Below are 12,718 nucleotides of genomic sequence, written 5' to 3'. Positions count from 1 at the left end.
TACAACCAAAAACATGGTACGTTTGCAGTGTAGTTAATCAGCAACTAATACATTCGTATGATTCGTATTTTACGTTCTACTGCACGGGTTCTCGCAAGCGTTTTTCTGCTCTCACAGGCAGCAAACGCACAAATCGGGTTCACCCCGTCTTCCCTGACCTATACCCAGACGTTTACGGCACCAACCCTGCCGCAAACCGGTACAGGTACCCTTAATCCAAACTCCGCAACAACACCGGGCGCATTGGGTCTGTACGTTGAAAAAACAGGCGCTAACAGCCCCAACCTGATTACCGCCAACAACGGAGCCAGCAACTCCGGCGGCGTATTCAGCTATGGCCCCACCGACGATCCGGACCGCGCCCTCGGCACCATCGGCTCCAGCAATGCCGCCGCCGGTAACTTCTCCTATGGCTTCCGGTTTAAAAATACCACCGGCAGCACCATTACATCGCTGGCCGTCAGCTATGCCGGCGAACAATGGCGGAATTCGGCCGCCGCAGCCCAGACCGTTACGTTTGCCTACCTCGTTGCCAGCTCAGTAACCTCTACCTCACCAGCGGCCGGTTCTGCCCCCGCAGGCTATACGCAGGTGCCGGAGCTGAACTTTACCAGCCCCGTTACCGGTGGAACAGCCGCCGCCCTCGACGGCAACGCCGCCGCCAACCGTGTTCAGGTTTCCCGCACTATTGTGGTGAACATTCCCGACGGACAGGAAATCATGCTGCGCTGGTACGATCCCGACCATACCGGATCCGATCATGGCCTGGCCATCGACGACCTGACCGTTATTGCCTCAACCGGTACGCCGCCCGTACAGACCGTGCTGACCGTCAATCCTACGTCACTGAGCAATTTTGCGACAGTACAAGGTACTCCGTCAGCGGCTCAGTGGTTTGTTATCACAGCCAGCGGCCTGACCGCCCAACTCGGGATTACAGCCCCTGCCGGCGTTGAACTCAGCCTCGATAATGCCACGTTTACGGCTACCCTCAGCTTACCTGCATCGACCACGACAACGACCATCTATACCCGCTTAACGGGTGCGGCGACCGGTGTGGTTTCGGGCAATGTCAGCCTGCAAAGCGGCGACCGGACAGCATCCGTTGCTATCACCGGCGTTGTCAGCGCACCGGGCAGCCAGTTCACACCGATTGCTACCGTCCGCAGCTATCCGGCGGGAATTAATACGGTAGCGGCGGGCCGGGTAACGGTCAGCAGTCAGTTTGGCGGTAATACGTTCTATATGCAGGACGGCACCGGTGGTATCCAGCTGTTCCGTAGCGCCGAAGCACTGGGTAATCAGGTGCAGCTGGGTGACTCCATTCAGGTGGCCGGAGCAACAGCGCTCTTCCAGGGCGGCAAAGAAATCGTGGTGTCAAGCATGACCATTGTGTCGGGCGTTCCGAACCGGATACCGGCTCCGAAAGTGGTTACCCTTGATCAACTGGCCGCCAACGAAGGGTTGCTGGTTCAGGTGCAGGCAACAACCATCGGCGGCAGCGGCGATGTGTTTGCCCCAACCACGTATCCGCTCAGCGGCGGCGGCCAGTCGGGAACATTGTTTATCCGCGCATCGACCGACCTGAACGGCTCAACAAAGCCTGCCGGCAGCATCACCATTACCGGTATCAGCGAGCACTTTACCAGCGGCAATACCAACATCACCGAACTGATGCCGCGCTTCCTGCCGGACGTACCGGGTTCAACCAGCGTTGCCCTAGCCGACCAGACCTGCGGCGGTTCGCAGACCATCGCGCTGACACCGGATCAGACCTTTGACCTGGCTACGTTCAACCTTGAGTTTTTCGGTGCTGACAGCGGCGTCATTACCTGCCCGACCGCCCCGACATCCCGCCCGTATGCCGACAACGGGCCGACCAACGAACTGTTACAGGCCCAGAACGTCGCCACCGTGCTGAATAAACTGAATGCTGACGTGTATGTGGTGGAAGAGGTCAGCGACCAGAACCTGCTGTCACAGGTGGTTAGCAACAGCCTGAGCGGCTATAGCCTGGTGTGCTCAGACAAATTCTCGTACTACTTCCAGGCCGACTGCGATCAGTCGGTAAACAGCGACGGTACGGTTTTCGGCCCGTCGTATCTGGCGCAGAAAGTATGCGTGATCTACAAAACCAGCACGGTTAGCTTCCTGGCGGGTGAAAGCCGCGCCCTGTTCGACGGCAAGTACAACTACCCGAATGCCAATAACTGGTCATCGGGCCGGTTACCGTATCTGTTTGCGGCCAATGTGACCGTCAACGGGGTAACCCAGAAAGTGTACATTGTCGGTATTCACGCTAAATCAGGGTCGGCAACGGCTGACTACAACCGCCGCCGCGACGACATTCTGGAACTGAAAGCCGAACTGGACGCGAACTATCCGAACGCCAACGTAATCATCGCCGGTGACTACAACGACCAGATTCTGACATCCATTGCTACCAATCAGCCATCGTCGTACCGCGCATTCGACGTACTCGACAACGGCAACGACAACCCTGATTACGAAATCCTGACTAAGGCACTCGAAGCCCAGGGTTGCCGGTCATTCAACTCGGGCAGCTTCCTGGATCACATTACGATTTCGAACGAACTGCAGCCAGCCTATATCGCCAATTCAGCGTTTGTGTTCCAGCCAGGCATTCTGAACTATGCCAACACGACGTCTGACCACTTCCCGGTACTGGCCCGTTTCGACCTGAGCAAACTGGTACCGGCCCAGGGGGGCTCGCTGGCCCTGACCGAACCGCTGTATAACTGCGATACCCGCCAGATTACGTTTCAGTCGACGGGCGGCAATGGCTCACCGGTTGAGTACCGCGCCATCGGCGTGCGCGACTGGGGTACCAATCCGGTTGCCTTTATCGAAGCACCGGTGGTGGCTGATCCCAACAATACAACCATCCTGCTGGAAGCCCGTCAGAACGGCGTTCGGGTAACACGTGTCTTTAATTTCCGGACCGCTACCTGCGGTGGTACCACAACCCCGCCAACCCAGCCGGGCTCACTCTCGCTGCTGGCCCCGCAATACAACTGCGCGACCCGCCAGATTACGTTCCAGAGCGCCGGTGGTAATGGCACTGCCGTTGAGTACCGCGCCATCGGCGTACGCGACTGGGGCACCAATCCGGTCGCCTTCATCGAAGCACCGGTTGTGGCTGATCCGAATAACGCCACGATTCAGATGGAAGCCCGTCAGAGCGGTGTCGTCGTAACGCGTCCGTTCAATTTCCGGACCGCCTGCGCGGCTGCCCGCGAAGCCACCCGCAGCGGTGAGCTGCAGGTAACGCTGCTCGGCAACCCGACCCTGTCAGATATGCTCGATGTTGACATCCGTGGTGCCGAAGGGCAGACGGTACAGCTCCTGCTGGTCGACGGACAGGGCAAACAGATCAGTACCCAGACCATTGACCGCGCCGGTGCTACCGAGCAGCAGCGCCTCAAACTGGGTCGTTCGGCCGGTATGTATTTCCTGAACGTATCGACCGCTACGCAGCAAAAGACCGTAAAAGTGATCCGGCAGTAAGTTCGGAACCCGTTACTGATTCATAGAAAAAGGCCCCTTATAGTAAACTGTAAGGGGCCTTTTCTGTGAAAATCGCGCTGAATACGTAGTTTTGTCGAAAACACACGCGCCCCATGACCATTTTAGTAACAGGTGGTGCCGGTTTCATCGGGTCTCATTTAACGGAACGGCTCCTGCAATCTGGTCACACAGTGGTCTGTCTGGACAACCTCGACGATTATTACGATCCGGGCCTGAAGCAACAGCACATCCAGGCATTTACGACCAACCCGGCCTACCATTTTATTCACGGGGATATTCGCCGGCAACCGCTGGTCGCCGATATTCTGTCGGGGCATCAGTGCGATACAGTTATTCATTTAGCGGCCCGGGCCGGAGTTCGTCCGTCGGTGTTTGCCCCCGCACGCTACCTGGATGTTAACGTCAACGGGACGCTGTCGGTGCTGGAAGCCATGCGGCAGACCGACACCACCCGGCTGATTCTGGCCTCATCGTCGTCAGTATACGGCAATACGTCCACCATTCCGTTCCGCGAAGACCAGACCGGCGAACAGCCCGTTTCACCCTATGCGGCCTCGAAATATGCGGCCGAACTGCTGGCCCACGCCTACCATAGCCTGCACGGCTTCGACATCAGCTGCCTGCGGCTGTTTACGGTCTATGGGCCACGCCAGCGCCCCGAAATGGCCATTAGTCAGTTTGTACACGGGTTGCTGACCAACACCCCCATTCAGGTATTCGGCGATGGCTCTGTGGTCCGCAGTTATACCTACATTGATGATGCTATCACGGGTATTGTTCAGGCCCTGATCCATCTGCGGGGCTTTCAACGGCTTAACATCGGGGGAGCCGAAACCATTTCGCTTCGTGAGCTCATCGGCCTGCTCGAAGAACTCACCGGCCGCACCACCCCCGTACAACACGTTCCGCAGCAGCCCGGCGATGTCCGCTATACCGCAGCCGACCTTACCCTTGCCCGGCAACAAATCAACTACTACCCCACCATCAGCCTGCGCCAGGGGCTTGAACGCTTCGTTGACTGGTACAAAAAAAAAGAGTAATATTTTGGTGAGACCATACGATACTATTTGCGACTACTTCGTCTAAAAAGTAGTTTCTTTAAGGATTTCAGGATATGAATATTAAATTTATTTAATTAATACTTACTATAATTAAAGTCCGGAAACACTGAATCAACCTTAAATCACGCTTTTATCGGGTGATCACACAACCATATCTATCTTTTTAACGTATTACTAGTACCTAAAGCAGTCTATTACGCATGCAGCAATCGTCAATCTGGCAAAGAATAGTATCTACTTTCCGCAGCGAGTCCCCCAAAACCGAGACTTGTTTCTGGGAAGTGGATATGCATTCGCACTTGCTGCCAGGGCTGGACGATGGGGTACAGGCACCGGAAGATACCCTTGCCTGCCTCGAGCAGTTTGTCAGCTGGGGCATCCGCAAAGTGATAACCACCCCCCACGTTAGCCGGGACTGGTATCCCAACAGCTCACAAACCATTCGGGACGGGCTGAAGGGCGTTCAGGAGTTGATTGATACCCATCAGCTTCCCATTACCATAGAGGCTGCGGCCGAATACCTGCTCGACGACTTCTTTCCCGGCTTGCTGAAAGAAAACGACCTGCTCGCTTTCGGCCCCCAACGGTATCTCCTCGTAGAAACCGGCTGGGCTTCGGCACCCAATCACCTGGACGATATGCTGTTCCGCATCCAGACCAAAGGCTACACGCCTGTCCTGGCCCATCCCGAACGATATAAATATTACCACGACCAGAAAGAAACACTGCTGTATCTGCGGGAAGCCGGTTGTAAACTCCAGCTCAACTGGATGTCGCTCACCGGCCGGTATGGTAGTTCCGTACAGCGGCAAGCCCGTTTTCTGCTCAAACAACAGGCCGTCGATTTCATCGGCAGCGACCTGCACCAGCCCCGCGATCTGGCCGATATGCGTAAGCTCTTTACCGCCACCGACTGGCAACTACTGCAAACCCAATCCCTCCTCAATCAGACGCTTTAACTGTGCCGAATGGTTACATTATTTAGCAAAATCTCCATAATCAGGTAGTTACCAAAAAGTACCGCTTAAAAGAATCATCAAATAGTACATATATTAATTTGAAATAGCATAAATCTGCTATTTATATATTCTTTTCTATACGTTAACTTTGACGAATAGTTTAAGATACCATATTGATAAATCGTAGACTTATAGTACATTCTATTGTCTACACTGGTTTCGGATGTCTTTTATTGGGTAATCGGGAAGTGTTGAGGCGGAAAGACAGACAGACACACGCGTATATAAACAACCTGAATCTTATCATTAACCAATCAGATACTGGTTACCGGAATGAACCACACCGTATTGTTTCTGTTGCTGCTGACAATGCCGCTTGTCAGCCAGGGTGCGGATAGCCTACCGGTCGAAGGACCGCAGAAAAAGAGTCGTCCGCTCCCGACATACCAGGTCGGACTGGCACCTATTTTGCAAGTAAGCACAGCGGGGTTCGGAGTCGGGGTAGCCCATTCCATCTCCCGCCATTTTGCCGCCAGAGCCGGCATCAACCTATTCAACTACCAGGGAATCTATAATGCAGGGAAAGATACCGACGATCTGCAGTTAGCGTTTGACTATTCGTTTAAGCTGACGTCGATCAACCTCCTGCTCGATTATTACCCGTTCCGGCGGTTGGGCTTTCGCCTGACAGCGGGGACGTATTTCAATCGTAACCGGTTCTCGCTGTTTGGTCAGTCAACAAAGGACTTCAAATTTAATGATGTCGTCTTTACGGTTAAAGACATTGGGACCATTGAAGGAACTGCCCGTTTTCAACGATTCGCGCCATATGCAGGCATTGGCTGGGGACATCCGTTCCTGCGCAAACGCCTCAAACTAATGGTCGATCTGGGGATGTTTTTCCAGAACTCTCCTAAAATCGACTTCCGTACAACGGGTATGCTCGCTCCATCCAGTGACCAGGGAGCTGTATTAGAAGACAATCTGAAACCGCTTAAGTACTATCCTATTTTCAACATAGGTCTGGCTTATCGCCTGAAAACAAGTTTGTTTAATCGTTAATTAATCATTCATCTGTAAAACCTTTACTGACCAATTTATGCAGCGTATTGTTAAATCTTTTCCGCTTCGCAAAGCGCGGGCTACGGCCCTGATTGCTGTAGCCGGAGCCGCCCTGGTAACGGGATGCCAGGACCTGCGCGACACCTTCAGCCTCAAGCCGCTGAACGGCATTACCGCCCGTGTCAGTGTTGAGCCGGCTGCTACGCAGGTGACTGGCGCCATCGTAGACGCCAAAACCCTCGACGCCCTCGGCGATACCCGGGTAACGGTTACCGTTTCGGGTCCGGATGCCGGTCGTCTGGTTGACTCACAAGGCAACAAACTGCCGTCGACCTTCACCACAAAAGGCTCTATTGCCTTGTATCTGACCGGTGCCGTGCCAACCCTGGACAACCCGGCCCGCATCCTGGTACAGGTAACGCCGCCGGATTACACTTCCTACATGGAAAGCAGTACGAACCTGGTGCTGACCAAGGCGATCAACGATCCATTCCAGGTGAAGCTGGTGGATGAGAAGAATTTGCCGTCCGATATTTCGGTTTTACGCACGAGCTTTGCGGTGGGTGCCGGCGGAGCGATTCCGGCTGTTAAAACACTGCCAATTGGTAATATTCAGGCCGCCATCAAGCGTGGTACTGTATTCCTGGGAGAAGACGGTAAACCCCTGGCCAATGGGGCAACCGTTAACGCATTTATCCGCCGTGGCGGGGCGCCGGTTGGCTCCAGCGTTTCCCTGAAAGAAGGCGATAAAGTATCTAATGTTGTGCTGAAACTGTACGACTATCTGGATATTCAGCTGACCAGCGGCGGCAAGCCGGTCACATTCAGCGACAATGACATTGTGATGCTGATTCCGGTCTCAGCAAACGGCTCAATCGATATTGTTAACTACGACGGCAGTACCGGTCAGTTTGCCGTTACAAGCCGCACCAGCGCGCTGAACATCAACGGCGAACGGGTTGCCAGCCTCAACATTACCGACGTATCGAAACCAATCGGCGTAGGTGAGGTTATCAAAAATACCTGCACCGGCTCCCTGAAAGTCAACGTGGTTGGCCAGGGCAACGATCCGATTGAAAACTTTGCGTTTGGCTACGAAATTGAGCAGGACGGGGTAACCTTCAAAGGAACGGCCACATCGCAGATCGATTTCCCGACGGCGCTGTCAAAGCAGGCCACCATTAAATTCTTCGATTCAGAAGGCGAGCAGTTTGATAAACTGCAGGTTGCCAGCCTGTGTGGTAAAGACGAAAAAACCATCCGCTACAACAAACGTTCGGTTAACGTGTTCTTCGAAGCCAACGTTACCTGCGCCAATGGCAAAACACCGAAGCTGAACGGCAGCGACCTGACCATATCCCTCTATCCGAACGTAACGGTTTGGTATGCTGAAAAAGGTAAACCGCTGACGACATCAACAGTTGTCCGCAACGGCAAAGGTCAGTTAACGGCCCTGAAACCAAATACGACGTATCAGGCCCGCGTTGACTTTGAGGGTTCGTACAACTATGAATTCACAACGGGCAACGCCAATACCACCCTGGAGCCTATTCAGGTAAACATCAAGTCAGGTACACTCGTTTGCCCGAACTAAGCCTGGTTTTCTGACTACTATCCATGGTCACAGCCCCTTCTCCAACTGTTCGGGGAAGGGGCTTTTTGATTGCGTTTTTTGTTAAAACCTTCCTGGAAGTTTTGAACTTCCAGGAAGGTTTTAACAAAAGTTGATTGATAACAACAATCTATATAAACTTTTCCATGTCTTTATGTAACGGTCTTTCCGGTCTCTGTATAAAGGCTATCTTTAGTTTATACTAGTAAAAATTCAGTAGCATACTATAGCAAGTTATTAACCATAAAAAGGAAATAAACAGTTTAACTAATCATAATTTTTGTGCCCCTTAGGTACATACCGCCTTTGTGATATAAAACGATCAAGTAGTCATTCAATCTGAAAATATCCCTCATAAACTCAACATCACATGCAAATCGCTGTCGTAGGAACCGGCTATGTAGGACTCGTAACCGGCACATGCTTTGCCGAAACCGGCAATCAGGTAATCTGTATTGACATTGACGAACGCAAGGTCGACAAGCTCCGGAAAGGTATTATCCCTATTTATGAGCCGGGGCTGGACACGCTGTTCAACCGCAATACAGCCGAGGGGCGATTGCAGTTTACCACCAATCTGGCTGAAGGCATTGACGGCGCAGAAGTGATCTTCCTTGCCCTGCCGACCCCGCCCGGCGAAGATGGCGCGGCCGACCTCAAATACATTCTGCAGGTCGCCGGTGATCTGGGCCCGCTATTGAAAGACTATACGGTTATCGTTGATAAAAGCACCGTACCAGTAGGCACGGCAGAAAAAGTCCGTGATTACATTGCGCTGAATGCACAGGTCCCGTTCGACGTGGTCTCTAATCCGGAATTCCTCCGGGAAGGCGTGGCGGTAGAAGACTTTATGAAACCAGACCGCGTTGTGATTGGTACGCAGTCTGAACAGGCCAAAGCCGTAATGAACCGGTTATATGCTCCCCTTGTCCGGCAGGGGAATCCGGTGATTTTTATGGACGAACGCTCGGCCGAAATGACGAAATATGCGGCCAATGCATTTCTCGCCACGAAGATTACCTTTATGAACGAAATTGCGAACCTGTGCGAAAAGGTCGGGGCCAACGTAGACGATATCCGGAAAGGCATCGGCACCGACAGCCGCATCGGCAAACGCTTCCTGTTTGCCGGTATCGGCTACGGGGGTAGCTGCTTCCCGAAAGATGTGCAGGCTCTTGCCAAAACCGCGCAGGACTATGATTATGACTTCAGGATGCTGAAATCGGTAATGGCGGTGAACGCCGACCAGAAAATGAAACTGTTGCCGCAAATCAGTCAGTATTTCGGCGGCGATTTGACGGGCAAAACCATTGCGATCTGGGGCCTTGCCTTTAAACCGTATACCGACGATATCCGCGAAGCACCGGCGCTCGAAAACATCCGCGCCCTGCTGAGCGCAGGGGCCAAAGTGACGGTCTACGATCCGGAGGCAATGGCTAATGTAAAAGCCATTTTCGGCGATCAGCTTATCTACGCGCACACGTCCTATGCCGCCCTCGATGATGCCGATGCCTTACTCATCATGACGGAATGGCCGATTTTCCGCACGCCGGACTTTAAGAAAATGGAGCTGCTGCTGAAGCATAAAGTTATCTTCGACGGCCGTAACCTCTACGAAACCGATCAGATGCGGGATCTGGGTTATACCTACTATAGCATCGGCCGTGAAGCCGTTCAGATCGGCTTCCGCGCGCTGGCGTAGTAGCCGGAATTGACGCGATAAAGCTTAGACTCGAAAACCTGGGGCGATGCCCCAGGCGATTGATTTGATAAAGGCGATTGATTTGCCAAAGGCCGGAACCAACGCGATAAAGCCATTAATCAGTAACCAGGGGCAACGCCCCTGGATTCTCGGGGCAGAAAGTCCCCTGGCATAAGAAACCATGAAAAAAGCACTCATAACCGGTATCACCGGACAAGACGGCGCCTACCTCGCCGAACTCCTCCTCAGCAAAGGCTACGAAGTCCACGGCATCAAGCGCCGCAGCTCGCTCTTCAATACGCAGCGCATCGACAACCTGTATGAAGATCCGCACGACAAAAACGTACGGTTTAAACTCCATTACGGCGACCTCTCCGACTCGACCAACATCATCCGCATCATTCAGGAAGTGCAGCCCGACGAGATTTATAACCTCGGGGCCATGTCGCACGTGCGGGTGAGTTTCGACGAACCGGAATACACCGCACAAGTCGACGGTATCGGTACGCTGCGGATTCTGGAAGCCGTGCGCCTGCTGGGCCTGACGGAGAAAACCCGCATCTACCAGGCGTCGACCTCGGAGCTCTACGGCGGTGTACAGGGCCATGCGCAGTCGGAGACGACGCCGTTTTACCCGCGCTCGCCCTATGCCGTCGCCAAACTCTATGGCTACTGGATTACGGTGAACTACCGCGAGGCCTACAACATGTACGCCTGCAATGGTATCCTGTTTAACCACGAATCGCCGCTGCGGGGCGAAACCTTCGTTACCCGCAAGATTACGCGCGCCGTGGCCCGCATTGCCCTCGGCCTGCAGGACAAAGTCTACCTCGGTAACCTCGACTCGCTGCGCGACTGGGGCCACGCCAAAGACTATGTCGAAGCCATGTACCTGATCCTGCAACAGGAGCAGCCAGAAGACTTTGTGATCGCGACCGGCATCACCACGAGCGTCCGCGACTTTGTCCGGATGGCGTTTGCCGAAGTGGGTGTTGAACTAGCCTTTGATGGCGAAGGCGTGAACGAACGCGCGATTGTGGCTTCGGCCAGCAACCCGGCCTATCCGGTGTCGGTGGGTCAGGAAGTACTGTGCATCGACCCGCGGTATTTCCGGCCAACGGAAGTGGACCTGCTGCTCGGCGATCCGACCAAGGCCATGACCAAGCTCAACTGGCAACCGAAATACGACCTGCCGGCCCTCGTCAAGGACATGGTGACCGCCGATCTGGACCTCTTTACCCGCGATCAGCTGCTGGCCACCAACGGGCATGCGGTGCTGAATTATTTTGAGTAAAACCCCACCCCAACCCCTCCCCTTGAAGTAAGGGGAGGGGCTATAAAGCCCGAAAATACCCCCTCTCCTGTTTTTCAGGCCGGGCCGACGATTCGGGAGGGGGGAATAAAGAACGCTTAAGCACTCTTTGCGAAAGAGTCCTCCCCCAACCCCCTCCAGAGGGGGAGAGCTGCCCGTTCTCCCCCTCTGGAGGGGGTTGGGGGGAGGAAAATCAACATATCACCTACCACACAAAGTAAACCTTTGCATTATGTGGCTATGTGGTAAAAGAATAAACGGCTCCCAACCCGAAAGGGTAAAGGAGGTTACGAAACAGTACGAATATGCCGCCGCGACTCGTTAGTTTACTTTGTCTTATTCTGTTAAGTCATTGGCTCATGGGCCAAAGCCCCTCCGATACCGCTGTGGCCAACACACGGCTGATCGGGGCAAAGGTGTTTATGGGCGTATCGGTACCGGACCGGGTAACCCCCGCCTCTACCACCCCGCCCGCCGGTGTTGAAATGAGTTACAGCTGGGTAGGCACCTCCCGCAACTCCTGGGAAACCTGCAACTGCTTTGCCAAAACCGGAGTTTACGCCAACTATTACACCTTCCATAACCCCGTGGCCCTCGGCCGCACCGCCGGAGCCGGTCTGTTTTTTGAACCCCTGATCCGCTACCGCCACCGGACCTATTTCTCCGTACGGACCTCGGCTGGGCTAACCTACCTGACACGGGTATACAACGCCGAAACCAACCCGACCAACGAATATTTCAGCCTGCCGCTCAGCGCCATGATTGGCGTAGCGGCCAACGCTCATTATAAACTAACAAACCAATGGCACGCCAATCTGGCGTTTCACTACAACCACATTTCCAACGCCGGGACAAAAAAACCAAACGTAGGGCTTAATGTACCAGTCGTAGGTTTGGGCGTTAGCTATGCGCCGCAGCCCACGACTGTACCCGCCACCCGCGACTGGGAACATCCGGCCTTAACACGGCGGTGGTTTGCCCGGGTCGATTTAATGGGTTCTGTACGAGTATTATCGCCTACAGACCCATACGTAAACCCAAAGACATTTAAACAACTGCACGACGGGAAAGACTATGTAGTTTGTCCTATGTGGGGGGCCGACATTATGGGTGGGTACAGAGTAACGACACAACATGCCTTTTCTATTGGTGCGCAGTATATCGATGATAGATACATTAAAAATCAGGCAATAGGAGCTAAAAATTTCCAGTATAAACAGTTTGGCCTATTGGCGGGCTATGAATTCTGGTATGGTCAGTTTGCCTTTACGGCGCATTGGGTCTGGAACCTGATTCAGCCGAGCTATGGTGTTTATATCCGGCATTACACCTCCTTTCAGCGCTACTCTTTACGCTATCAACTGCGTAACGGCCTTACCGTTGGCGTTGGCGTTAAAGCGGACCAGGATGTGACCAAAGGATTTCACGCCCTGATCGGCTATACCTTATACTAATGATTGT

The 12,718-nt window shown here is 53.7% G+C and carries 8 protein-coding genes; all 8 read left to right on the top strand.

All coding sequences use genetic code 11. The features are described 5' to 3' along the window. Positions 1-57: 57 nt before the first annotated feature. Positions 58-3,528 (top strand): endonuclease/exonuclease/phosphatase family protein, encoded by a 3,471-nt coding sequence (locus tag AC23NW_RS03720; protein ID WP_487447803.1) that lies wholly within the window; start codon positions 58-60, stop codon positions 3,526-3,528. A gap of 113 nt (positions 3,529-3,641) precedes the next feature. Further along, the gene (locus AC23NW_RS03715) at positions 3,642-4,589 is read left to right on the top strand and encodes an NAD-dependent epimerase/dehydratase family protein (RefSeq protein WP_487447802.1); all 948 of its coding nucleotides are present in this window, start codon (positions 3,642-3,644) and stop codon (positions 4,587-4,589) included. A gap of 308 nt (positions 4,590-4,897) precedes the next feature. Next, complete coding sequence (locus AC23NW_RS03710) at positions 4,898-5,569, top strand: tyrosine-protein phosphatase (protein ID WP_487447801.1); 672 nt, start codon at positions 4,898-4,900, stop codon at positions 5,567-5,569. 333 nt (positions 5,570-5,902) lie between these two features. Next, complete coding sequence (locus AC23NW_RS03705; protein WP_487447800.1) at positions 5,903-6,631, top strand: hypothetical protein; 729 nt, start codon at positions 5,903-5,905, stop codon at positions 6,629-6,631. A gap of 37 nt (positions 6,632-6,668) precedes the next feature. Continuing rightward, the gene (locus tag AC23NW_RS03700) at positions 6,669-8,225 is read left to right on the top strand and encodes a hypothetical protein (protein WP_487447798.1); all 1,557 of its coding nucleotides are present in this window, start codon (positions 6,669-6,671) and stop codon (positions 8,223-8,225) included. Positions 8,226-8,613: 388 nt separating this feature from the next. Beyond that, positions 8,614-9,945: a UDP-glucose dehydrogenase family protein gene (locus AC23NW_RS03695; RefSeq protein ID WP_487447796.1), complete on the top strand. Its 1,332-nt coding sequence runs from the start codon at positions 8,614-8,616 to the stop codon at positions 9,943-9,945. Positions 9,946-10,126: 181 nt separating this feature from the next. Beyond that, positions 10,127-11,239: a GDP-mannose 4,6-dehydratase gene (gene gmd, locus AC23NW_RS03690; RefSeq protein WP_487447795.1), complete on the top strand. Its 1,113-nt coding sequence runs from the start codon at positions 10,127-10,129 to the stop codon at positions 11,237-11,239. A gap of 377 nt (positions 11,240-11,616) precedes the next feature. After that, entirely contained in the window at positions 11,617-12,711 is a 1,095-nt protein-coding gene (locus AC23NW_RS03685) for an acyloxyacyl hydrolase (protein ID WP_487447794.1), read from the top strand. Positions 12,712-12,718: the final 7 nt, after the last annotated feature.

It is taken from the genome of Arsenicibacter sp. R0_47 (genome assembly GCF_057652235.1).
Note: the sequence above shows the minus strand (reverse complement) of the source record. Positions and strands in the feature narration are given on the sequence as shown.